Source organism: Halospina sp. K52047b (genome assembly GCF_008709855.1).
Classification (GTDB): domain Bacteria; phylum Pseudomonadota; class Gammaproteobacteria; order Pseudomonadales; family Oleiphilaceae; genus Halospina; species Halospina utahensis_B.
Genome location: NZ_VYJH01000001.1, coordinates 313,277 through 336,580, shown reverse-complemented (window position 1 = coordinate 336,580; position 23,304 = coordinate 313,277). Strand labels below are relative to the sequence as shown.

Below are 23,304 nucleotides of genomic sequence, written 5' to 3'. Positions count from 1 at the left end.
AACAAATGTCCGTTAATTCGATCAACCGGGACACAACGGAGCAAACACCATGAAAACCCAGGTCGCCATCATCGGTGCAGGGCCCTCGGGGCTGCTGCTTGGCCAGCTTCTGACCCGCCAGGGCATCGACAACGTCATCGTCGAGCGCAAATCCGGCGACTACGTGCTCAGTCGGATCCGGGCCGGCGTTCTGGAACAGGGCATGGTGGACCTGCTGCGGGAGGCGGGCGTCCACGAGCGCATGGACCGCGAGGGTCTGCCCCACAGCGGCGTGGAGCTGGCCTTTGACAATCGCCGCGTGCGGGTTGATCTGGCGGGACTGACCGGAGGCAGCACGGTCATGGTCTATGGCCAGACCGAGATCACCCGGGATCTGATGGAGGGCCGGGAGGCCACCGGGGGTCGCAGCATCTATGAGGCAACGAATGTCCAGCCCCATGATCTGGAAACCGATCATCCCTACCTGACCTTCGACAAGGATGGCGAGACCCACCGCCTGGACTGCGACTACGTGGCCGGCTGTGACGGCTTCCATGGCGTCTCCCGCAAATCCATCCCGCAGGACCGGCTGAAGGAGTTCGAACGGGTCTACCCCTTCGGCTGGCTGGGCCTGCTGGCGGATACGCCCCCGGTGACGGAGGAACTCATCTACGCCCAGCACGAGCGCGGTTTTGCGCTGTGCAGCATGCGCTCTGAAACCCGCAGCCGCTACTACCTCCAGGTGCCCTCAAACGAAAAGGTTGAGGACTGGTCGGACGAACGCTTCTGGGAAGAGCTCAAGCGCCGGATCCCGAGCGATGTGGCAGCCAACCTGGTCACCGGGCCCTCGCTGGAGAAGAGCATCGCGCCGCTGAAGAGTTTCGTTGCCGAGCCGATGCAGCACGGCCGGCTGTTCCTGGCCGGGGATGCAGCACACATCGTACCCCCGACCGGCGCCAAGGGGCTCAACCTGGCCGCCAGTGATGTGAACACCCTGTACCGCCTGATGGTGAAGGTGTATCACGAGGGCCGGACGGACCTGATCCCGAACTACTCCCCCACCTGCCTCAAGCGCGTCTGGAAGGCGGAGCGGTTCTCCTGGTGGATGACCAGCATGCTCCACCGCTTCACGGAGGAGGAGGATTTCGCCACGCGTATGCAGCAGGCAGAGATCGACTACGTCACCAGTTCCGAAGCAGGGCTGAAGACCATCGCGGAGAACTACGTGGGACTGCCCTACGAGTCACTGGAGTAACCAGCGCGGGGGTTCGTATGGCACAACCATTTGTTCGCCATACGAACATCGTGCTACCATCCGCTGTTCCTGATGATCAACCTGCACAGACAGCGACTGGAGACCCATGCCTGATACTTCACCGGACGACGTTATCAAGCCCGAGAACCGCGATTACGTAACGGCGCTGGCCAGCGGCCTGGATGTGATCATGGCCTTTGATGACGCGCATCCGCGCATGACACTGAGCGAAGTGGCGGAGCGCACCGGCATGAACCGCGCCAAGGCCCGGCGCTTTCTGCTGACGCTGCACTCGCTGGGCTACGTGCGCAAGACCCAGCGCTACTTTGAGCTCACGCCCCGGGTCCTGCAGCTGGGCTACTCCTATCTGGCTTCCAACAGCTACCGCAACGTCATCCAGAAGTATCTCGAGGAGATCACGGACCAGTGCGGTGAATCATCGTCCCTTGGCGTACTGGATGGCGATGACGTCATCTACGTGGCCCGCTCCTCCGCACCGCACCGGCTGATGGCCATCACGCTTTCGGTGGGTACGCGCCTGCCCGCGGCCTACACCTCCATGGGGCGTGCCCTGCTGGCCCAACTCCCGGAGCCGGAGCTCGATGCCTATCTCGAACGGATCACTCTGGAGCCCCACACGGCGAAAACCATCACGGACAAAGGGGAGCTCAAAGCCTGTATCGAATCGGTGCGGCGTCACGGTTACGCCATCACCGATCAGGAACTGGACTCCGGACTGCGCTCCCTGGCCGTACCCGCGTTCGACGCCAATGGCCGTCTCCTGGGCGCCATCAACATCAGCACCAACGCAGCGCGGGTGGATATGGAGACACTCACCAGCGAGTACCTGACGCTGCTCCGGGACAAGGCTAAGGCGATCCAGTCGTCCATCTCCTCATAACGGAGCGCCTGCCACAGGCTCCACCTGAAGGTCCGTCAGTCGCCATCTGTCAATCCACCATCCTCACGCTCAGAGTCATGATGGCTTCCCGGCTCCCGTTACTTCGCCAATGCACTATTGATTTTTGCCGTCACAGTCCGTAAAAAGCGCCTACCACAAACTCAGGAGCCTCCCCATGGCCGATGACAGTGCGCCTCTCGTCTGCCGCAATATCCACAAGTTTTTCGGGGACACGCCGGTTCTTCAGGGACTGGACCTGGAGGCGCGCAAAGGCGACGTCGTGTCCATGATCGGTAGCTCCGGCTCCGGCAAGAGCACCTTCCTGCGTTGCCTCAACCTGCTGGAAACGCCGACGTCCGGCGAGGTGATCGTCCACGGGGAGCCCATCCAGTTCAGACAGAACCGCAAGGGGGTCCGCGTTCCGGCGGATCAGGGCCAGGTGGAGCGGATCCGCGCTCGCCTGTCCATGGTGTTCCAGAACTTCAACCTCTGGTCCCACATGACCGTTCTGGAGAACATCATCGAGGCGCCAGTGCACGTTCTGAAGGTTCCGAAGAAGGAAGCCATCGAGCGCGCCGAAGCCTACCTGGAGAAAGTGGGCATCCGTGAACGCAAGGACTATTACCCGGCCCAGATCTCAGGCGGGCAGCAGCAGCGCGCCGCCATAGCCCGGGCACTGGCCATGGAGCCGGAAGTCATGCTGTTCGATGAACCCACCTCGGCACTGGATCCGGAACTGGTCGGGGATGTCCTGCGGGTGATGCAGAAGCTGGCCGAAGAAGGCCGCACCATGATCGTGGTCACCCATGAAATGGCTTTTGCCCGGGATGTGTGCAGCCAGGTCATGTTCCTGCATCAGGGCCGGATCGAGGAACAGGGCTCTCCGGAACAGGTCTTCAACAACCCGTCCTCAGAGCGCGTAAAGCAGTTCCTGGCCCCCAACTTTCAGAGATCGACATTCTGATGTTTCCCGGGCTGGCCTGATCCTTGCTATCCTGCGCGCTTTTCGAACAATCACTCAACGTCTCAATCACAGAACCACGGAGTCACCACCATGAAACAATTCTTGATCGCCGCAGGCTGTATCCTTGCCATGGTGACCGGCTTGGCACAGGCCCAGGAGCGCCCGCTCCGCATCGCGTTTGACGTTCCCTACGAACCCTTTGAGTACAGGACGCCGGAAGGCGAACTGACCGGCTTCGAAGTGGAACTTGCAGAAGCCATGTGCGAAGAGATGAACCGTGAGTGTGACTTCGTGGTTCAGGCCTGGGACGGCATGATTCCCGGCCTTATGGCGCGCAAGTACGACGCCATCATGTCCTCCATGTCCATCACCGAGCAGCGCGCGAAACGTGTACTGTTTTCCGAGCCCTATTACCGTACACCGGGCGGCTGGTTCGCGAAGAAAAGCACCAGTGTGGACGTTACCGACCGCTCTGCGATGGAAGGCAGGGTTGTCGGTGTGCAGCGCGGCACCACCATGGACAACTACGTGACCGAGAACCTGGGCAACATTGTTGAGGTCAAGCGCTATACCACCGCCGATGATATGGCGCTGGATCTTGAGAGCGACCGGCTTGATCTGGTGTTCGTGGATTACCCGGTGGGCGAGGAATACTTCCTGACCCGGGACAACTTCAAGGAAATCGGCGAACCGGTCAAGCTTGGCAAGGGCGTGGCGGTGGCCATGCGCAAGCGTGACAAGGCGCTGGCGAAAGAAATCAATAAGGCGCTTGAGACGCTGAAAAACGATGGTACCTATGACGCCATCATGAACCGCTATTTCGATTACAGCATCAAGATGTAGTCACGGATGGCCATATCCATGCTTGATTTCCACGGCTATGGCCCGGAGCTGCTCCGCGGTGCCATCGTCACCACGGAGCTCGCCTTCGCCGCCCTGGCGCTGGCCCTCGCCATCGGGCTGCTCGGAGCCTCCGCCAAGCTCTCGGGCAGCCGGTCAGCAAGGGGCGTCGCTACCTTCTACACCACGGTAATCCGCGGCATTCCGGATCTGGTGATGATGATGCTGTTCTACTACGGCGGCCAGGTTCTGATGAACCAGCTGTCGGACTACCTCTACTACAACCACGGGATCGACTTCTTTGTTCAGTTTGATCCCTTCATGTCCGGGGTGCTGACCATAGGGCTGATCTTCGGTGCCTACATGACGGAGACATTCCGCGGTGCCTTCCTGGCCGTCCCGACCGGTCAGATCGAGGCGGGACGGGCCTATGGCATGAACCGCCTCCAGGTTTTCTTCCGGATCATGTTCCCCCAGATGCTGCGCCATGCCCTGCCCGGCATCGGCAACAACTGGCAGGTGCTGCTCAAGACCACGGCCCTGGTCTCGGTCATTGGTCTGTCGGACATGGTCCGCATCGCCGAACAGGCCAGCAAGGCGGAGCACGCCCCGTTCAAGTTCTTCATTCCGGTCGCCGTGATGTACCTGTCCCTGACGGCCATCACCGAGCTGGCCATCAAGTGGCTGAACCGGCGCGCCAATGCCGGCGTCGTGGGAGGCATCTGAGCCATGCCCGAATTCCTCTCGGAGCTGCTCAACCAGAACGAGATCTTCACTGCGACCACGGTGATGCACTACTGGGGCGGGCTGACCACGACCGTCCAGCTGGTGTTCCTGTCGCTGGTGATCGGATTGCTGATGGCCGTCCCCCTGGCCATTCTGCGTACCGTAAGAAACCCGTTCGTGTCAGGCCCGGTCTGGCTCTACACCTACCTTTTCCGGGGCACGCCACTGCTCATCCAGCTCTACATCATCTATTACGGCATTGGCCAGATTGAGGGCATCCAGGAGACCTTCTGGTGGGATATCTTCCGGGATCCGTTCTACCCGGCGCTTCTGGCCTTCACACTCAACACTGCGGCCTACACCACGGAGATCATCCGCGGCGCGCTGATGGCAACGCCCCCGGGCGAGGTCGAGGCGGCCAAAGCCTACGGGATGTCCTGGGCCCTGCGCATGCGCCGTATCATCCTGCCAAGTGCGTTCCGCCGGGCTATCCAGGCCTATTCCAACGAAGTCATCTTCATGCTCCACGCCAGCGCCATTGCCAGCGTGGTCACCATCGTGGATCTGACCGGTGCCGCCCGGGACATCTACTCCCGCTTCTACGCGCCATTCACGGCGTTCATTGCCGTTGCCCTGATCTATATGGCGCTGACATTCCTGATCGTCTATGCCTTCCGGCGTCTGGAGCGCCATCTGCTCAAGCACCAGAGCCCTCTGAACCAGTAACCTTTACGTCAGACCTACGAGCTGGCGGCAAAGTCCGCCAGCGCCTGCCCCGCCAGCCGATAGTTCACCCACTCGCTCTGGGGTTCCGCGCCGATGGACTCATAGAACCGTCTTGCCGGTTCGTTCCAGTTCAGCACCGTCCATTCAAAGCGACCGCACCCCTTTGATACGGCGATCTGAGCGAGGTGCCTGAGAAGTGCTTTGCCGGCTCCCCTCCCCCTGTATTCAGGGGATACATAGAGATCCTCAAGGTAGAGCCCATGCTTGCCCAGCCACGTTGAGAAATTGAAGAAATAGACCGCAAAACCGATGGGCCTGCCGGCAGCGCTGCAGATCAAGGCTTGCGTTGGTGTTTCACTGCGGAAAAGCGCCTTTTCAATATCGGCCACTGTCGCCGATACCTCTCGCTCCGCTTTTTCATAGATCGCGAGTTCCCGGACAAATCCGAGGATCAGTTCCGCATCCTCAATGGTGGCCGGGCGGATTTCTATTTCGGACACTTACTACTCCTGTAACCAACAGAACACTGCCAGGACCCTGATACAGTAGACAGTTGAGCGCATTATACTAACGGACCGAGCCAAGTTTCATAGTTGATGACGATGCCCCCATGCTTCTCTATTACCTGGATCTGACCGGGGTTGCCGTGTTCGCCGCCAGTGGCGTACTTGCTACCCGTGACCGTAACCTCGATATTTTCGGGGTGGTCATTGTCGCCACACTGACGGCGATTGGCGGTGGCACACTCCGGGATCTGATCCTCGGGCACCATCCGATCTTCTGGGTGGTCAACGAGTGGTACCTGGTTACGATACTGGCCTCTGTTGCAGCCACGGTTCTGTATCTTGCCAGGCGACCGCCTCCCGGGTTCCTCTTTCTGGTTGCCGATGCCTTTGGACTGGCCATTTTCGCGATGTCCGGGGCAAAGCTGACCATGGAAGCGGGTCATTCACCGCTGATTGTGGTCATCATGGGCGCAATGACAGGCGTCATGGGCGGGATGCTCCGGGATGTGATTACAGCCCGTGTGCCACTGGTCCTGCAGAAGGAAATCTATGCCACTGCCGCGATCGCAGGGATCGCGGTGTATCTCACACTGCTGGCACTATCCACTCCGGGAACGCTGGCATTTTCCGCCGGTGTGGTGGTTGTTATTGCTCTGCGTCTGGTCGCGATCCGCCGCGGCCTGCATCTTCCCTCCATTCCCAAGGGCCGTTAAACCCCCATTGATCCAGCCTTTACTCATGACATCGGTAATGGAGCTCACGGACCTGCTCTGCCAGTCCGCTGACCGGCCCGTCCACCCGAACCCCGGGTGCAATGTCCTGAACCGGCAGGAGATGCACGGGGAATGCCTCAACACCCAGCTCCGATAGCCACCCTTTCAGCTGCTCCCCGGAACTGGCAAAGACAATCCGCCCAAGGCCGGCCCACGCATGCGCGGCTGAGCACATGGGGCAATGTTCTCCCGAAGTGTACACAGTAGCTTCCGCCCGCTCCTCAGCCGTCATGTTGATGCCCGCCCAGCGAGCCAGATCAAACTCCGGATGCCGGGTGGGATCACCGGTAATGCTCTGGTTTCGCGCCTCTGCCCGCACAGTGCCCCTGCCATCGACCAGAACTGAACCAAAAGGCAGATCCCCCGCCTCGAGCGCCTCCCGGGCCAGTTCAATGCATCGGTTCAGGTGCTGGGTATCACTTTCTTTCAACATGGCATGCCCCTTAGCTGGAGACCTCATGGGTCGGAGTGGTATGAAACCGATAGTGCACAACAGAAACGGATATCACCAGTGATCAATCGGCCGGATTCGTAATGATCGACATTCTCTCAGGCCACGTATTTACCTTTACTCTTGGAGAAGATGCAATGCCTTTGAGATACGTTTCAAAACTTCTACTACTCGGCGTGATTGTTACCTGTGGCTCTGGGTGTTCAATGTTTGTGGATCAGCCCGCCTACAGGGTTGTACAGGGAAAGGGCGACTTTCAGGTCAGAGACTACGACAGCACCATCGTCGCCGAAACCATCGTCGATACTCCGTTTGAAGAGGCCGGAGGCAAAGCGTTCGAGCGTCTGTTCGGCTACATATCCGGCGACAACAGGGCCCGCGCCGATATTTCAATGACGGCACCGGTCACGCAGTCCGCGAATCCAGTGGAAATCGATATGACCGCGCCAGTGGAACAGCGGAAAACGGGCACAGGCTGGGCTGTGTCATTCGTGATGCCAGCTTCCTACACCCTTGAAAGCCTGCCGGAACCCACTAACCCGGAGGTGACACTGAGGGTTGTTCCTGCACGCCGTGTCGCAGTGATCGAGTACTCGGGAACCTGGACGGGAGAACGCTACCGCCGCCACCTTGAAAAACTCCGGGAATGGATCGCTGAGGAGAATCTGGAGATAGAGGGCGAGCCAGTGTGGGCGCGCTATAATCCGCCATTCACACCCTGGTTTTTACGGCGAAATGAAATCATGATCCCAGTCCACAATGAATAAATGGGCCTGTGCAATCAGGTCTACCCAATAACAATCAGCTGAGGCACAACCATGGCAATTCAAAAATATGAACTGGGCGATCACGCGACCCTCAAGGAACTGTCCCAGGCGATGAGCAATGGACTAGCGCCTCTTGTTGAGGTTCAGTCAATGGATGGCATCTATACCGTGCGCCTGCATGACGGTGAGAGTAATACACAGCTCAGCAACGACCAGGGTCGCACTCTGACGTTTCACGGCACAGGCAAAATTCGGGAGCTGCTCGGCAGCATTGGGCTGACCCATGGGGTACTGACATGGCGCGACCAGTGCGGGGACGAAATGATTGGCATTGAGGGCCAGGCGCAGAGCCAGGAAGAACTTCTGGCCAATGGCACAAGGATCTCTTTCAGGTAGGCGATGAACCAGCCTGCCATACATCATCGCCGAGCGCGATTTCGCCCTCTTCCAGAACCCGGGCTGTAATACCACCATGACCACGCATGGCATTGTATCCGCCTGCTCCCAGAAGGGCTTCCATCTTGCTGCATGGGTCACAGGGCCCTGTATATTCCAGAAGCACCTCACCCACGTGGAACCGCTTATCCTTCAGGGCCAGAAGATTGATGCCCGAGACCACCAGGTTACGCCGCAAAGCTGCTGCCTCCAGGCTTTCATGACCTGCGCACGAGGCGATCACCGGAAGGTGCTCCTGCTGGATCAGGGTAACCTGCCTGCGGCTGGTTGCCCGCCCATTATACCGGTCGCCCTCAAGGCCACTGCCCTGATGAACCCTTACCCGTTCCAGTGACTCCATGGGCTCGCCTCTGGCCGGACGAATGCCGATCCAGCCCACTTTCCCCACCTGAGGCAGGGTATCAAGAAGCGTTGTGAGAGACTCTGACTTTGACACGACGGCTATTCCCTATCCTGTAACAGACCCTGTCAGACACCGATCAGCAGAGAGCATCCTGCTCAGACACTACTGTTTCAGCACTGACTCAACAGCATCGACCAGTTCCTCGTCTGAGGGCGCAACCCGGCTGGGGAAGCTGGCCGTCAGCGCCCCTTCCGGATTTAGGACGTACTTGTAGAAGTTCCATTCCGGCCCTTCTCCCTGGAGATCGGATCATGTTGAAAAGCGGATTCGCATTGTCTCCGGTTACCGGCGTGGGAGCAATCATGGTGAAGCTGACCCCGTAATTGACCCTGCACACGTCAGCCGCCTCTTTCTCAGTATCCGCCTCCTGATTGAAATCATCTCTGGCAAATCATCCAGCAGGTAGCGATCAAGCGGAAAGTCTGAACACACCTTCCGCTTTGACTGCTCCGGGCCCCATGCACTCCGAGCCGGAACCCAGCTTCCGTAGGCACTGACCTTGTGGCATTCCTGCCAGAGGGCTAAGGTCGGGCAATGAATGGTGGGAGAGGACCTATGACGAATACCCGATATGGTACCAAATATTCAGATGACTACATTCAGCAGCTTCTGGGATCGGTCAGAAGCATTGCCATGGTGGGTGCCAGCGCTGACCCAGCCAAACCAAGCAACCAGGTGCTGCAGTTCCTGACTGGAGCCGGATACGAGGTGATACCGGTCAATCCCCGGCCGGATGTAACTGAAATCTGCGGCCTCAGAGTCTATCCATCACTGCAATCCATCGAGCGGCCCGTGGATATGGTGGACGTCTTCCGGCCATCCAGTGAGCTGAAGGGGATCGTCCGTGACGCTCAGCAGATCGGAGCCAACGTATTCTGGGCACAACTCGGAATCCACGATGAAGAGGCGGAACGCATTGCCGAACAGAGTGGCATGAAGGTGGTCATGGACCGGTGCCCCAAGATCGAACTGGCTGATCCCATCCTTCTGCGGGAGACCAGCAGTGAAGGCATCCTGCGCCTGACCCTGAATGACACCGAACGGCGCAATGCCCTTTCCATGGACATGCTGAACCAGTTGGGGACAGCTCTGGAACAAGCCGCAGAGGATGCCTCCGTCCGCGTGATCATCCTCGCAGCGAACGGTCGCGCATTCAGTGCCGGCCATGACCTGCGCGAGATGACACAGGCACGCCTGGCCCCGGATGGCGGCCGGGCCTTCTTCGAGGAAACCATGGCCGCCTGCTGTGGTGTCATGCAGGGGATCGTGACCAACCCCAAACCCATAATCGCCGAGGTTAATGGCGTTGCCACGGCGGCCGGCTGCCAGCTGGTTGCCAGCTGTGACCTGGCCTATGCCTCCCCTTCCGCCCGTTTCGCAACCCCGGGTGTCACGATTGGCCTTTTCTGTTCAACTCCGATGGTGGCGCTGTCCCGGAATGTTGGAAGCAAGGCAGCGATGGAAATGCTCCTGACAGGGGAGATGATTGAGGCGGAACGGGCGGCGGACATTGGCCTCATCAACCGGGCAGTGCCGGAAGAACAGCTCAGTGACTACACCCACGGGATTGCACAGACGATTGCCTCGAAATCCAGCATGACCCTGAAAACCGGTAAGGAAGCGTTTTACCGGCAACAGGAGATGTCACTCGCCGACGCCTATGAATACACCTCCAGGGTCATGGTCGATAATCTTATGAAACCTGACGCCGAAGAAGGCATCAACGCTTTTATCGAAAAGCGTGGACCACAATGGTCGGATCAATGAAGCGAGAGGAATGACCATGCAGGTAGAACAAGCGATTGATACACATGGTGCTGAAGCCGTTTATCAAGCGGCTGCGCGCTACCTGGAAGGAGACTCTAACGCGCTGGTGGCTGTAGGACTGGAAGTCGAGGATCTGAACGAAGCATGGCGTATCCAGTCGACCGCTTGGCAAGCAATGCCGCTGGAAGATCAGGCGGCGGAGTATCTGGAAAGCTATAGGTTTTTAGCGGGCTGCTGACCGATCCTTCGCGAACGGTTATGACTCAGGGGATGTCATGGCCCGCAAGAGGTCCGTCAAGGCAGCAGCATCCATGGGGCGCCCCAGATAAAACCCCTGAACCGAATCGCAGCCAAGAGCATTGAGCTCGGACAACTGACTTTCCGTTTCCACACCCTCCGCCACCACTTCAAGCTCCAATGCACGGGCCAGCTCGATAATGCCTTTCACTACCGCCTGTTGCCGGCGGCTCAAATCGACTTCCGAGACAAAAGCCCGGTCGATTTTCAGTTCCCGGAAGGGCAACTGGCTCAGATAACTCAGCGAGGAATAGCCTGTGCCAAAGTCATCGATGGACAGACGCACCCCCTTCTCCGCAAGACTGTCCAGAATCGACCGCACATGCACAAAATCGAGCAGAAAGGCTGATTCCGTGATCTCCACGGTCAACACTTCAATGCCCAGACCGTAGTGCGCAAGCCGTTCAAATAACCAGTCGAAAAACCCCTGCCGACGAATCTGGTGAGCGGACACATTGATCGCCACCGGCGGCACCGAAAGACCTTCCTGACGCCAGCGCCATACCTGACCAAGCACTGCCTCCACCAGATGTTCCATCAGTGGATGGATAAGCCCGGTTTCCTCAGCCAGGGGAATGAAGCGACCGGGCGACACCATGCCGCCCTGTATCAGTGGCCAGCGGGCCAATACCTCCATGCCGCGGAGGCTGCCGCTGACCGTGTCAAATTGAGGCTGATAGTGGGGCACAATAACACCGTTGTGCACAGCCTCTTTCAGATCCTTTTCCAGCGCAACCGCGTCGAGCACAGCCCGGCTCATTTCCTCGGAATAGAACTCGAAACGCCCGTCCGGATCCTTGCGCACCCGCTGCAACGCCAGATCGGCCTTCCGGCGCAACCCATCCGGTGTTTCGGCATCATCCGGAAAAACGGACAGACCGACCTTCACCGATACAGACAGAGAGGTGCCATCGTCCAGTTGCAGCGGCACGTCAAAGAGGGTTGCAGCCTCTTGCCCCAACCCTCGAATGCTTTCCCACGTCTCCAGGCCCTGGACAAGAAACAAAAATTCAGCGCCTTCATAACGTGCCACCATGTCATTCCCGTGGAGCATCGACTGAAGGCGGTCACCCACCTTGCGTAGTGCGTCGTCCCCGCATTTAAAACCAAGGCTTTCATTGACCGTATAAAAGCGATTAACGTTCAGCGCGCCGACCGCCAGCAGGCTGCCCTGCTCTAAGGCATGAGTCATCGCGCCCTGAAGGCGTTCTTCAAAGGTCGCCACATTCGGCAGCCCGGTCACACGGTCATACATAACCAGATGCTGGACTCGACTCTCTGCCGAGCGCTGTTCGGTGAGATCAAGAATCAAGCCATCCCAGACGGTGGAGCCGTCATCCAGCCGCCGGGGTTGTGAAATACTACGCAGGCACCGGAGTTCCCCGCTGGTGGTATAAGCGCTCACTTCGATATCGAGTAACGAGAGGTTTTTCTGGGCCCTCTCCGTGGAATCAATGAGCCGCTCCCGATCTTCGGGATGGATACGCTCCAAAACGACGCTCGAATCAACCCTTCCCTGCCCAGGATCGATCCCAAATTGTTCCGCCAGGGCGTTGTGAATGAAGTTATAGACGACGCTGCCATCCGGGCGCTGCACACGCTGAAATATGCCACCAGGCAGGCGATCACCGAACCAACTTGGCTCCAGGTTATGCTCGGTGGGAAGCTTAAAAGAGCGTCCCTCCGAAATTTCATAGACGACGCTTACCACCGCGACTGGCGCATCGCCCTCTCCCCGTATAATACCGATCATGTTCTCTGTATCGAACGTGGAGCCGTCACGGCGACGCATTCGATAGGAGCAATGGAAGGTGTCCTTTTCCGACTCGAGTATTCTCTCGGATATCTCGCCGAAGCGCCGAAAACTGTCATCATCCACATGCAGCAGTTCCGTGGTACAGCCCCGCAGATCTTCCGGCCGCCAGCCGAAAACACGGTATACGGCCTCACTGGCCGCGAAGATACGGCGCGTCTGCCACCCCACAACAAAAACAGCCTGGTCCTGAGCCAGAAAGGCGGCCTCGATCAGATTTGTCCCTGACAGTTCCGGAATCTTATCCATTCTTTTATCAAAGCTCGCATGACGGGACTGATTATTCCACCTTGGCATACACGCCCCCCTCGAGCCAGGCGTTCCATGCGAGAGACCTCCCTGCGACACTGCCGTACCTGCTCCTCGCTTTACTCCTGGCGGCTGGTATGGCCCTTGCCCTCGCAGCGTGCGGATAGCGGGGGGGGGCTGGCGGTCAGGCGCGGGAACTACCACATCAGGTCATCGGGGATCTCGAACCCCGCGTAGGGATCTTCCTCGTCATCGTCCTCTTTAGCTTTACAACGCTGATGGAGAACAATGACCACTGACTCGTCACGCTCCTGAATCTTGCGGGCGATATTTTCCGGAACCACATCGTAGGTGCCTTCAAGGCAGACTACCGCCAACTGCCCCCGGGCCAGGGCATCCACGGCCTGTTCGTCCACATACAGCCTCTTGATCTTGCTGTTATGCACGAACTGATAAGGGGTCTCAGCGCCTTCCCGGCTCAAACGGTTGGTTTCCACCAGCTCGCGAATCTGCGCCTGAACCGCCCGCCGTTGCGATTCCTCCTCGCGCTGGCGATTCAGTTCCCGATCCCTGGCAGCCTGCTCTTCCCGTGCCTGCCGGGCCCGCTCACGGGTTTCGTTGACCGATTGCGTCCCCTTGGGCTGCTGCTTACGCTGCTTCTGCTGCTGTTTCTTTTCCTTTTTAACAGCCTTGGCCTGTTTCTCATCGGCCAGTCCCTGTTTCAGCAATTGGTCCTGGAGTGACGGCATTCCTGAAGATCTCCCGGTTGAGTGGATGGATCAGATTGTATCGCCGAGCAGGTGTTGAGCGATCCGCTCTGCCTGTTCCAGGGCGCCTTCCATGTAGCCGCCGAATTGGGGTGCCATCTCTGAGGCGCCGAAAAGAACCTTTCCGTGCCAGATGCTTTGAATACTGCCTGTGATCTCTGCAGACGGATGCTCCATGCCAAATGCCTGGTCGGCGTCGGTGGCGGTTTCCGGTTCCGTTGCCCAGTCTTTTATAGCGGTTCTGACGGGTTCTTCCGCCCGATTGCCAAACAGGCGCCCCAGCTGCGCCAGTGAGGCCGAGACCAGCGCTTGCCGGTTGGCATTGCGCGCCGATGCCGGCACACCGAAAAAACCAAATAACGCCCCTGGACGCCCGGCCGCTGGTGAGGCGTCATGGATTTCCATCAACGGGCCGCTCTGACTCATCGCATCACCCGACAGACCATCCTGACGCCAGAAAGGCTCGTCGTAGATGGCTACGAGTTTCGCCTGTCCGGCCATCCAGGTTGGCGTCATCGTGAGCCGTCGTTGCTGGTCAGCGGTGAGTTCCGGGTCAAACCACAGCTGAGCCGCAATACGCGGCGGAATCGCCAGGACAATCCGTCGTGCCTGCCAGACGCTGCCGTTCTTCAACTGCAGGTAGCCCCGATCTGACACGGACTGCACGGCTGCGTCGAGATGCAGCCGGGCCATCGGCAGGTCGCGGGCAAAGGCATCAATCAATGCGGAAACGCCGCCCTCAATGCGGAGAGAACCGGCCATGCTGGCGAAACCGAGACCACGATGGACCTGTCTTACACTATCCTCGAACAGCAGTTCGCCCTTGCTGAACTGCTCAAAGACGCCGACGCCGAGTCGCTCGCAGACGGCCATGAGCCGGGGCTGGATATGCCAGAACCAGGCAGGCCCCAGATCAAAACGGGCCCCATCATAGGCTGTGGACTCGATCCGACCGCCAAGCCGGTCGCGAGCTTCAAAGAGTTGATAATCCACGCCTTCGCGCTGAAGCTGTTCGGCAAGCGCGACGCCGGCCAGTCCGCCGCCGACGATGGCGATATCTGTCTGGTTCATGGGGCCTCGATATCAGAATAAGGCGCTGTGTCGGTGTCCACATGGCCTCCTACTCTACATTGACGGTGGCGCTATTATAGCATCCGAACAATGGTGGCGGTCTTTCCCAAAGACCCTTGCAGCACGCCCAATCACCAACTTGTGTGCTGTATTTTACCACCAGCAGATCGTCTTTCCGGGCACTGAACCTCTCACCTATTCCCTTCCTCCCCTACGTACTGGCAACCCCCAGTAAAACATCCCCGACCTTTTCCCGAGAATCGTTGCCGAAAGGTGTGTATCGCTGGCCCTGCCTGCCAGTCCATAACACACATGCAGCGGCAGAAGATGCTCCTCACGTGGATGACAGAACCGGGCATGGGGTGCTCTCTCCCAATGAATCAAACGGTCGGCACGCTCTGATTCCGCCATCTCTGGGGCGCTACAGGTCTGTTCCAGCCAGTCGTTGAAGGCCTCGTTGCGCGCCTGAATGTCCGGGCTGTTCGGCGCAAAGAATGCACGCATGTTGTGGAAGGAGAAGCCAGAGCCGATCACCAGCAGGTCATCGCAGTCGAGTGCCTGTAACGCACGCCCCATCTCAAGATGCACACTGGCACCCAGGCTGTTCACCAATGACAGCTGCACACAGGGTATATCCGCGTTTGGGTACATCAGCTTGAGCGGCACGAACAGGCCGTGGTCGAAGCCCCGTTGATTATCGAGCCGCGCGGAAATCCCGGCCTCATCCAGCGCCAGGAAGACCTTCTGGGCAAGCTCAGGCTCACCGAACGCGGGATACTGGATCTCGTAGGCCTCCGGCGGAAAGCCGGAATAATCGTAGATCAGCGGCGGGTTAGCACCCGACGTAACCGTCGGCACCGCTTCCTCCCAATGGGCACTGATTACCAGTATGGCCGAGGGCTTACGCAGCGTAGACGCGATGTCCGTAAGACGGTCCACCATTTCCTGGTGGTCTGGGTCGCCCAGCAATGGCATCGGGCCGCCACCATGGGAGATGAACAGAACATCTGTAGGATTCCTCATGACAAGCGCTCCTGGGTAGCCTCAGATCCGATCGGGCCCTGCGGGCACAATGCCACTGGGGTTCAACGCCTTGATGGAATAGTACCCCGCCTTTATATGATCCAGGTCCACCGTGTTGCTGATCCCCTCCAGCGCAAGGATACGCCGCAGGTAACGGTGCAGATATGGCATGTCCCGGAGAGTATTACGGTTGCATTTGAAAAGGCCGTGGTAGGCGGCATCAAAACGCACCAGCGTCACGAACAGTCGAACATCGGTTTCCGTCAGGCAATCACCGAACAGGTAGACCCGACCATCAGCCAGCCGTGACTCAAGTTCGTCCAGCGACTTAAAGACCTTGTTGTAGGCTTCAACGTACGCTTCCTGGGTGGACGCGAAACCAGCCTGATAGACCCCGTTGTTCAGATTCTCGTAAATAGTGGTGTTAAGGACATCAATCTCAGTTGCAAGGTCATCCGGATAGAGGTCAGGCCCCAGGTTCAGGATTGAAGCAAAGGCGCTGTTCAGCATCCGAACAATATCTGCGGACTCATTATTGACAATGGTTCCAGTGCGCTTGTCCCAGAGCATCGGCACAGTGGCGCGGCCTGAGATCTCAGGATCCGCGCGGGTGTATAACTCGTGCATGTAGTGCGCACCGTTGAGCACATCCTCATCCGCGCCGGGGTACCCCCCGAACTGCCAGCCCTGATCACTCAACCGCGGGTTGACCACCGTGACCCCGATAACATCCCGCAAGCCCTTCAGCTCACGAACCGCCAGCGTCCGGGAGGCCCAGGGACAGATATAGGCGACATACAAGTGGTAGCGCCCCTTCTCGGCCCTGAAACCGCCAGAGCCTGTAGGCCCGGGCGAACCATCCGGCGTTACCCAGTTCCGGAACTGAGAGGTCTGACGTACAAAGCGCCCCGCGTCGTCCTTGGCCTGCACTGGCTGCCAGTTTTCCTGCCAGACACCGTTAACCAACATAGCGTTTCCTCCCGTGGCTGGAGGTGTCCCCATTTTCGGAGCACCCCGTCCAGCTGTTATCTGCGTACTGTCCAGCGAGCGGCTTGTCGCAAGACAACCTGCGGCCCTCAGTTGACGCCACCGAAACGCTTGAGCAGCTGGTTATCCAGTGCAAACCGCCCAGCTCCCTGAATCGCCAATGTCAGGGTGACCACAAACAGCGTCAGGGCATACTCATAACCGTTATTGGCCATGAACAGACCATTCCCAATGTGCACCGCGAAAATGGCCACCAACATGGTAAAGGCCGCAACCACGGCTGCCGGGCGGGTCAGCAACCCGACCACCAGTGCCAGGCCACCGAAGAACTCCGCGCTCCCCGCCATCAGGGCCATGAGGTAGCCGGGTTCCAAGCCAATACTGGCCAGCCACTGCCCGGTTCCGGTCAGCCCATAGCCGCCAAACCAGCCAAAGAGTTTCTGGGCGCCGTGGGCGGCCAGAATCAGCCCGACCGGGACCCGGAGAACCAGTGCGGCAACGCCGGCGCTGGAGTTGAACAATGTCTGCGCGAATCTGGAATTCATGAGTGTCACCTCGAATCTTTCTTTGTGAGTTTGCTTCCGGAGCCACCCCCAGAAGATATGGATACTGTACTATCGCCATGAAAAGAAACTAAGACGCCAATCATTTCCTTATTATCAACGATATGTTGTTATTCGGAGATAATCTCACCGTCTGGAGATCTCATGGACCGCATTGATGCCATGCGAGCGTTCATCACCGTTGTGAGTGAAGGCAGCTTCACTCATGCCGCCGACCGGCTGGCGATGTCCCCGCAACTGGTCAGCAAGTATGTATCCCAACTTGAACAACACCTGGGGGTACGCCTGCTCAACCGCACCACCCGCAGGATCCATCTGACCGAGGCGGGAGCGAGCTATCACGACAAAGCCCGGCAGATACTCAACGACATTGATGATGCGGAGAATCAGCTTGGTGACCTGCAAACCGAAGCCCGGGGACTGCTGCGCATCAGTGCTCCCGTCTCCTTTGCCATCCGCCACATGGCGCCATTACTGAGTGAATTCCAAAGGGCGCATCCCGCGGTAGGCATCGATTTGCAACTGAACGACCGCAAGGTCGACATCGTGGAGGAAGGGTTTGATATCGCGTTGCGGGTAGGCCACCTGAGAAGCTCGTCGCTGATCGCCAAACGGATTGCACCGGCACGACTGGTGATGTGCGCCTCACCGTCTTACCTGGAGCACCATGGCACACCGCAATGCCCGGAAGATCTCAGGGACCATCGCTACCTGCGCTACAGCTATCTGGAACAGGAAGGCGGTCAGGCAATCCACCAGTGGCTGCAGAGCAGTGGTCACGACCCCAGCAGCGATCTGGTCTGTAACAACGGCGATGTGCTGGTAGAAGCGGCTATTGCCGGGGCGGGGATTGCCCTTCAACCCACCTTTATTTCGGGTTCCGCCATCAAGGAAGGCAAGCTGCAGGTGATTCTTCCGGAGTATGAACCTGAACCAATGGCGCTTTATGCGGTGTATGCCCACCGACAGCTGCTGGCGAGCAAGGTCCGCAGCTTTATCGACTTTATCGATGGCTACTTTGGTGATCCCCCTTACTGGGATTGAGCTGCGCCCTTCTCACCTTTTTAGAAGGCCTGAAGTAATAGGGCTGCGCCAGTACTTGCTCGCCTGACCGCCAGGTTGAGCTCAGATCCATTGGCTGTTTTCAGCAAGTCTGGTTCGTCATACCAGTGGAGGCCGCTCGCCGAGACCTCCCCAAGCAGCGATACGGACCCGTACCCCATGCCGGCCTTGCCTTCTCCGCTGAGTTACTCAGGTTGGCTAAAGGCTAGACTGGCCTCGATCTCTCCTCCTATCCCAAAGTCCGGCAAAACAATATCGAAAAAGTCAAAGGTTACTGGATCATAGCCAACTTCAAAGGCATTTCCCCAAGTGAATCGCTTAACGAGACCGTTGCCTCGTCTCCATAAAGCTCTAAGCCGGAATAGCTAACCTACACAGGAGGTTCACCCGCCGTCTTACGCCACTTTACTTCCTGCGTGTGCTGGATCGTGTGCTGGATTCTTATCGATTCTCTAATAGCTGGACTGACGGAGCTCGACAATCGACGTTATGCGCTGCCCGTTCCAGCGATACTCAAAGTGCTTTCCCTGCCTGGTTGGGCCCAACGCCGGCGGGCGCAGAACAGCAGCGCAGTCACCCCCCTCTGGATCCCTTACGCTGGGATACACCAACCCAAAATGGCCGTGGCTGCGAGCCACTCCGCCGAGGTGACGAGCAGCTGCGTAGTTCTCCGGATCGAGATACGGGGCAGCGTTGTCCGCATCAGAGCGCAGATCAACCAACGGAGCCTGGAGTTCAGCAATATAGACGCGCATTTCAATCGCCATCGGCGGCTCGCCGGATTCGGCCAGAAAACGCTCCCGGTGATAGCGTGTCTCGGCAACCGCAGTACGCTCGCTATCTGCGCAGTAGTAGACGCCGAAAACGCCCTCGGTAAATCGGCTCGCCCGCGGATAGCACAGTGCCGCCATCACAGGGGACCATCCCGGACCGAACCGCCGATCCTGCTGCTGGATCAGGTGGATCTCCCCTGCCTCTTCCCGTAGCCGGCTGGAGGTCAATCCCTCAAGTTCGTTCAAGGCATCCAGGTCATCGGGACTGCCCGCAACTCCTTCAAACAGGGCAACAGGCGGAAAGCGCGCGGGTACGATCCGATAAGAGCGTGGCCAGTGGACGGGCGATACCGGGAACTGATCCAGCTCACCAGCCACGGGCACCATCCAGATGCTGCCGCACTGCCACCAGATCAGCGACCTGCCCCGACAGCATCCGGTCAAGTGGCGTCTGCTGCTCGAACAGCGGATTGCTATTGGGGCGCTTTACCCAAGTGTCTGCCGCATCCTCACGCGGGAGCAGAATATGCAGATTCTTGTAGATCCCAAGGATTAACGACAACCGCTCAAGATGATTGACATCCAAGCTTGCGCGCTCAGGCTGGCGTTTCCAGCGCCGATAGGTACTCTCTGGAGTCCCCAGCAACCGCGCAGCCTGCGATTCCGTCAAACCCCATGCCCGTGCCACATTGGGATAGGCGCGCAGACCTGCTGCGCCAAGCTCGCGTTGTTTTTCCGCTGTCATCTGTTGCATGTCGTTACCCGATCGGCACATGAACTGTAGTTGCCAGACTACCACCACATGATCGATTTATCGAATTACCCGACCAAACAATCGTTAATGCGTAAACAGAGGATAACAACCTCCTTCATGGAACTGATTCAGACCGCTGAGGCCAGATCACCGGCAAGCTCTCCAAGGCGAGCCAGAGCACGTTCCAGACGCGCATCCCGGGGTTGGGCGCAATTGAGCCGAATACAGCGCTGGAACCTGCCCGTCGGGGAAAACATGGGCCCGGCGGCAATACTGATACGCTCCGCAAGCGCTCGACGGTAGAGCTGGATGGCGTCGACGCTCTCGGGGAGTTCCACCCAGAGCACGAAGCCACCCACGGGCCGGGTCGTCCGGGTGCCTGCCGGAAAGTAGCGTGCCACGGCCCGGCGCATGGCCTCCACCGCCCGTGCATAGTCGCTGCGCACGCGACGCAGGTAGCGATCATAGCCCCCGCGTTCCAGCAAATCCGTCACGGCAAAGCCGGGCCAGGCGGGGGTGGCCGCACTGTGGGCGTACTTGAGGTACTCCAACCGCTCATGGAAACGCCCGGGCACAGCCCACCCCAGACGCAGCCCGGGCGAGAGCGTCTTGGAAAAAGAACCACAGTAGAGCACCCCACCACTGGTTTCATACGCCTTGGCCGCCCAGGGGCGCGGTGCCTCGAAGCTGAGATCGCCGTAGACATCGTCCTCGATCAGCGGTACCTGCCGGGCCTCGCAGAGCTCCACCAGAGCCTGCTTGCGCTCCTCCGACGCACAGTGCCCCAGAGGGTTGCCGAAGTTGGGCATCACCATAACGGCGGCGACTGGCCATTGATCGAGCGCCAGAGCCAGCGCCTCGGGCGCAATGCCCTCGTCGGGATCCGTGGGAATCTCCAGCGTGCGCAGCCCCTGGGCCTCGATGGTCTGGAGAAGGCCGTAGAAAGTCGGTGACTCAATCGCGATCACATCACCGGGATTGGCCACAACCCGCAATGACAGGGCAAGAGCCTCCTGGGCTCCATTGGTGATGATGATCTCCTCGGGCGCGTGCTGGCAGCCGGCATCGGCCATGCGCTGGGCGATCTGCTGGCGCAACTCCGGCGGTCCAGGCGGAAAGGCGTATTCCAGAGCACGATCGCCCCAGTTCCTCGCCACCCCGGCGAAACAGCGCTGAAGCGCATGCGCGGGCAGAAAACTGGCGTCAGGCACCGCCGCGCCCAAGCGTACCTGGTCCGGCGCGTTGGCCGCCTTGACCACCTGCAACACCAACTCCTGCCCGGTCACCGCCGTGGGGGCGCTCTCGGGCGTGGATCGTTCCGGCGCCTCGGGTGGCTGCCATGGTAGTTCGCGCACGTAGTAGCCTGAACGCGGGCGCGCCTCGATCACCCCCCGATCCTCCAGCAGCTGCTCAGCGGAGACGATGGTGGAAACACTGACTCCGAACTGGGTCGCCAGCTTGCGCATTCCCGGCAGTCGCGCGCCGGCACCCCAGGTTCCCGCCTCGATCTGGGCTTCCAGTGCATTTGCCACCGTCTCGTAGCGCCAGGGTTCCGTTGCATCATTCATGGCAGTTACCGCCCCCTTCAATCGGTACAGTTGGTTTAAATACAAAACTGTACCGATACATCACTCGTCCATTGAATCTGTAATGATAACCGGATCACCGCCAGACTACACCTCGTTGACGGACGGACCGTCGAAACCAACGGAGGTAAGATGACTATTCAGAATCTCGGAACCGGCAATCAATACGGCCAGTACACACCCGACTTCGTCGATTACTGGGACGACCTTGTGGGCTGGGAAGGCCGTACCGCATCCGAGGGCGGCTTCTACGAGAAGCTGCTAAAGGAGGCCGGCGCGAGCAACGTAGTGGATGTCGCCAGCGGCACCGGCTTCAACAGCATCAATCTGGTCCGCTCCGGCCTCGAGGTGACCGCCACCGACGGCTCGGAGAACATGCTCGCCCGCACACGCGAGAACGCCAGCAAGATGGGCGTGACCTTCGCGCACAGCCAGGTGGCCGACTGGGTCAAGCTGGATGAGGAACTGGGCGAGGAACGCTTTGACGCCCTGGTGTGCCTGGGCAACTCCTTCACTCACCTGTTCGAGCACGAGGCCCGCGTGCAGGCCCTGCAGGCTTTCTACAGGGTATTGCGCCCCGGTGGGATCATCATCATCGACCACCGCAACTATGACTCCATGCTCGACGGCGGCTACAGCTCCAAGCACGAGCACTACTACACCGGCAAGGGCGTGGAAGCCTACCCCGCCGAGCTGACGTCAACGCTGGCGCGTTTCGAGTACAGATTCGCCGACGGCGCGCACTTCCAGCTCAACATGTTCCCGCTACGCCAGGACTACATGTCCGAGCTTCTGGAACAGACCGGCTTTAGCAATGTGACGCAGTACGGTGATTTCGAGAGGCCCTTTGACCGCAATGACGTGGATTTCGTCCAGCAGATCGCGCTCAAGCCGAAAGCCTGAACACAGCTTCCGCTTTGACCACCCCGGGTCCACACCCGGGGCTTTCCGTCAATCCGACCAATCCGGAGGACAACCATGAACACTGCAATTGAAGACGTGGTGGCGAAGACGCGCGACTACTACGACGGCGCCGCCAATGCCATCTACAAGGACATCTGGGGCGAGAACATCCACATGGGCCTGTTCGCGGACACGAACGAGGATCTGCCCACGGCCATGGAGCGCACCAACCGCACCATGAGCGAAAACCTGGGCCTCAGTGCCGGCGACCGGGTGCTCGATGTGGGTTGCGGCTATGGCGCCATGGCGCGTTACCTGGCGCGCGAGTACGGCTGCTCCGTGCTTGCGACCAACATTTCCGAAAAGGAACTCGAATGGGGTCGTGAACTCACCCGCGAAGCGGGCCTCGACAGCAGGGTCGATTTCGCCTGGGCGGACTTCCATGCCCTGCCCCACGAAGCGGAGAGCTTCTCCGTCTACTGGTCACAGGAGGCTTTCCTGCATGCCGCCGATAAGTACAAGGTGTTGCAGGAAGCCTATCGTGTCCTCAAGCCCGGCGGCAAGCTGGTTTTCTCAGAACTTCTGGTCCGCAAGGGGACACCGGAGACCGACCGCCGTCGCATCTATGAGCGCGTGGGCGCGCCCGAGATGTGGGACGACAGCGATTACGAGCACGCCCTGACCAACCTCGGCTTTACCATCCAGCGCCACGAGGACTGGTCGCTCAATGTCGCGCTGTCCTACGGTTGGGTACGGTCCGAACTGGAACGTCGACGCGTGGAATTCGAGCACCGTGTGGGCCGGGACGTGGTCGACGCCACCTCGCAGGCCCTGCAGTTCTGGGTGGACCAGGCCGAGGCCGACAGCATCGGCTGGGTGTACTACGTCGCCGAAAAACAGGCGGCCAAGGCATCCTGCGCCTGACCCTGGATGACACCGAGC

The 23,304-nt window shown here is 59.2% G+C and carries 26 protein-coding genes and 1 pseudogene; 15 read left to right on the top strand and 12 right to left on the bottom strand.

Going from position 1 to position 23,304, the window contains the following annotated elements; all coding sequences use genetic code 11:
* Window positions 1-49: 49 nt before the first annotated feature.
* The 6 genes from pobA (at window position 50) to F3089_RS01655 (ending at window position 5,391) form a co-directional block, all read left to right on the top strand.
* A complete protein-coding gene (gene pobA / locus F3089_RS01680; protein WP_151439111.1) occupies window positions 50-1,234 on the top strand; it encodes a 4-hydroxybenzoate 3-monooxygenase in 1,185 nt (394 codons plus the stop codon).
* Window positions 1,235-1,340: 106 nt separating this feature from the next.
* Window positions 1,341-2,135, top strand: a complete 795-nt coding sequence (locus F3089_RS01675; RefSeq protein WP_151439110.1) for an IclR family transcriptional regulator domain-containing protein — start codon at window positions 1,341-1,343, stop codon at window positions 2,133-2,135.
* 175 nt (window positions 2,136-2,310) lie between these two features.
* Window positions 2,311-3,099, top strand: coding sequence for an ABC transporter ATP-binding protein (locus tag F3089_RS01670; RefSeq protein ID WP_151439109.1), 789 nt, complete (start codon window positions 2,311-2,313; stop codon window positions 3,097-3,099).
* A gap of 90 nt (window positions 3,100-3,189) precedes the next feature.
* Window positions 3,190-3,942 (top strand): transporter substrate-binding domain-containing protein, encoded by a 753-nt coding sequence (locus tag F3089_RS01665; protein ID WP_151439108.1) that lies wholly within the window; start codon window positions 3,190-3,192, stop codon window positions 3,940-3,942.
* Window positions 3,943-3,960: 18 nt separating this feature from the next.
* A complete protein-coding gene (locus tag F3089_RS01660; RefSeq protein ID WP_151439107.1) occupies window positions 3,961-4,665 on the top strand; it encodes an ABC transporter permease in 705 nt (234 codons plus the stop codon).
* A gap of 3 nt (window positions 4,666-4,668) precedes the next feature.
* Window positions 4,669-5,391 (top strand): ABC transporter permease, encoded by a 723-nt coding sequence (locus F3089_RS01655; protein ID WP_151439106.1) that lies wholly within the window; start codon window positions 4,669-4,671, stop codon window positions 5,389-5,391.
* Window positions 5,392-5,405: 14 nt separating this feature from the next.
* Here F3089_RS01655 and F3089_RS01650 read toward each other — a convergent pair whose 3' ends face one another.
* The gene (locus tag F3089_RS01650) at window positions 5,406-5,891 is read right to left on the bottom strand and encodes a GNAT family N-acetyltransferase (RefSeq protein ID WP_151439105.1); all 486 of its coding nucleotides are present in this window, start codon (window positions 5,889-5,891) and stop codon (window positions 5,406-5,408) included.
* Window positions 5,892-6,001: 110 nt separating this feature from the next.
* On the opposite strand from F3089_RS01650, the gene F3089_RS01645 reads away from it, so the two are divergent.
* Window positions 6,002-6,610 carry a trimeric intracellular cation channel family protein gene (locus tag F3089_RS01645; protein ID WP_151439104.1) on the top strand — a complete coding sequence of 203 codons (609 nt, stop codon included), beginning with the start codon at window positions 6,002-6,004 and terminating at the stop codon, window positions 6,608-6,610.
* Window positions 6,611-6,629: 19 nt separating this feature from the next.
* Here F3089_RS01645 and F3089_RS01640 read toward each other — a convergent pair whose 3' ends face one another.
* On the bottom strand, window positions 6,630-7,103 hold the full coding sequence (locus F3089_RS01640) for a nucleoside deaminase (RefSeq protein ID WP_151439103.1): 474 nt from the start codon (window positions 7,101-7,103) through the stop codon (window positions 6,630-6,632).
* Window positions 7,104-7,204: 101 nt separating this feature from the next.
* Here F3089_RS01640 and F3089_RS01635 point away from each other — a divergent pair, with 101 nt between their 5' ends.
* The gene (locus F3089_RS01635) at window positions 7,205-7,888 is read left to right on the top strand and encodes an SOUL family heme-binding protein (protein WP_225741641.1); all 684 of its coding nucleotides are present in this window, start codon (window positions 7,205-7,207) and stop codon (window positions 7,886-7,888) included.
* Window positions 7,889-7,939: 51 nt separating this feature from the next.
* Complete coding sequence (locus tag F3089_RS01630; protein WP_151439102.1) at window positions 7,940-8,284, top strand: DUF6482 family protein; 345 nt, start codon at window positions 7,940-7,942, stop codon at window positions 8,282-8,284.
* Here the strand turns inward: F3089_RS01630 and F3089_RS01625 are convergent.
* On the bottom strand, window positions 8,277-8,780 hold the full coding sequence (locus F3089_RS01625) for an MOSC domain-containing protein (RefSeq protein WP_225741640.1): 504 nt from the start codon (window positions 8,778-8,780) through the stop codon (window positions 8,277-8,279). The two genes, F3089_RS01630 and F3089_RS01625, sit on opposite strands and share 8 nt — an antisense overlap.
* Before the next feature lie 501 nt (window positions 8,781-9,281).
* On the opposite strand from F3089_RS01625, the pseudogene F3089_RS16140 reads away from it, so the two are divergent.
* From F3089_RS16140 to F3089_RS01610, 3 genes and pseudogenes are all read left to right on the top strand, one after another.
* Window positions 9,282-9,707, top strand: a pseudogene (locus F3089_RS16140) (CoA-binding protein); the annotation flags it as partial.
* Window positions 9,693-10,514, top strand: coding sequence for an enoyl-CoA hydratase (locus F3089_RS01615; RefSeq protein WP_237416604.1), 822 nt, complete (start codon window positions 9,693-9,695; stop codon window positions 10,512-10,514). The pseudogene F3089_RS16140 and the gene F3089_RS01615, both read left to right, overlap by 15 nt.
* A gap of 16 nt (window positions 10,515-10,530) precedes the next feature.
* Entirely contained in the window at window positions 10,531-10,752 is a 222-nt protein-coding gene (locus F3089_RS01610) for a hypothetical protein (protein WP_151439101.1), read from the top strand.
* A gap of 18 nt (window positions 10,753-10,770) precedes the next feature.
* Here the strand turns inward: F3089_RS01610 and F3089_RS01605 are convergent, their stop codons facing one another.
* The 6 genes from F3089_RS01605 to F3089_RS01580 all read right to left on the bottom strand — a co-directional run bounded on the left by F3089_RS01605 (window position 10,771) and on the right by F3089_RS01580 (window position 17,266).
* Window positions 10,771-12,873 carry a putative bifunctional diguanylate cyclase/phosphodiesterase gene (locus F3089_RS01605; RefSeq protein WP_192497242.1) on the bottom strand — a complete coding sequence of 701 codons (2,103 nt, stop codon included), beginning with the start codon at window positions 12,871-12,873 and terminating at the stop codon, window positions 10,771-10,773.
* 197 nt (window positions 12,874-13,070) lie between these two features.
* Window positions 13,071-13,622, bottom strand: coding sequence for a DUF2058 domain-containing protein (locus F3089_RS01600; RefSeq protein ID WP_151439099.1), 552 nt, complete (start codon window positions 13,620-13,622; stop codon window positions 13,071-13,073).
* Window positions 13,623-13,652: 30 nt separating this feature from the next.
* Window positions 13,653-14,711 carry a flavin monoamine oxidase family protein gene (locus tag F3089_RS01595; protein ID WP_151439098.1) on the bottom strand — a complete coding sequence of 353 codons (1,059 nt, stop codon included), beginning with the start codon at window positions 14,709-14,711 and terminating at the stop codon, window positions 13,653-13,655.
* Between the two features lie 195 nt (window positions 14,712-14,906).
* Entirely contained in the window at window positions 14,907-15,734 is an 828-nt protein-coding gene (locus tag F3089_RS01590) for a DODA-type extradiol aromatic ring-opening family dioxygenase (protein WP_151439097.1), read from the bottom strand.
* A 21-nt stretch (window positions 15,735-15,755) separates the two neighbouring features.
* On the bottom strand, window positions 15,756-16,703 hold the full coding sequence (locus F3089_RS01585; protein WP_151439096.1) for a glutathione S-transferase family protein: 948 nt from the start codon (window positions 16,701-16,703) through the stop codon (window positions 15,756-15,758).
* 107 nt (window positions 16,704-16,810) lie between these two features.
* Window positions 16,811-17,266, bottom strand: a complete 456-nt coding sequence (locus F3089_RS01580; protein WP_151439095.1) for a DoxX family protein — start codon at window positions 17,264-17,266, stop codon at window positions 16,811-16,813.
* A gap of 162 nt (window positions 17,267-17,428) precedes the next feature.
* On the opposite strand from F3089_RS01580, the gene F3089_RS01575 reads away from it, so the two are divergent.
* The gene (locus tag F3089_RS01575; protein ID WP_151439094.1) at window positions 17,429-18,328 is read left to right on the top strand and encodes a LysR family transcriptional regulator; all 900 of its coding nucleotides are present in this window, start codon (window positions 17,429-17,431) and stop codon (window positions 18,326-18,328) included.
* 470 nt (window positions 18,329-18,798) lie between these two features.
* On the opposite strand, the gene F3089_RS01570 is transcribed toward F3089_RS01575, so the two are convergent.
* The 3 genes from F3089_RS01570 to F3089_RS01560 form a co-directional block, all read right to left on the bottom strand.
* Window positions 18,799-19,497, bottom strand: coding sequence for an RES family NAD+ phosphorylase (locus F3089_RS01570; RefSeq protein WP_225741638.1), 699 nt, complete (start codon window positions 19,495-19,497; stop codon window positions 18,799-18,801).
* On the bottom strand, window positions 19,487-19,873 hold the full coding sequence (locus tag F3089_RS01565; RefSeq protein WP_225741637.1) for an antitoxin Xre-like helix-turn-helix domain-containing protein: 387 nt from the start codon (window positions 19,871-19,873) through the stop codon (window positions 19,487-19,489). The genes F3089_RS01570 and F3089_RS01565 overlap by 11 nt, the downstream gene beginning before the upstream one ends.
* Before the next feature lie 128 nt (window positions 19,874-20,001).
* Window positions 20,002-21,441, bottom strand: a complete 1,440-nt coding sequence (locus F3089_RS01560) for an aminotransferase-like domain-containing protein (RefSeq protein WP_151439092.1) — start codon at window positions 21,439-21,441, stop codon at window positions 20,002-20,004.
* A 150-nt stretch (window positions 21,442-21,591) separates the two neighbouring features.
* Between F3089_RS01560 and F3089_RS01555 the strand changes: the two genes are divergently transcribed.
* Window positions 21,592-22,362: a class I SAM-dependent methyltransferase gene (locus F3089_RS01555; protein WP_151439091.1), complete on the top strand. Its 771-nt coding sequence runs from the start codon at window positions 21,592-21,594 to the stop codon at window positions 22,360-22,362.
* A 75-nt stretch (window positions 22,363-22,437) separates the two neighbouring features.
* Window positions 22,438-23,286, top strand: a complete 849-nt coding sequence (locus tag F3089_RS01550) for an SAM-dependent methyltransferase (RefSeq protein WP_151439090.1) — start codon at window positions 22,438-22,440, stop codon at window positions 23,284-23,286.
* The last annotated feature ends 18 nt before the right edge of the window (window positions 23,287-23,304 follow it).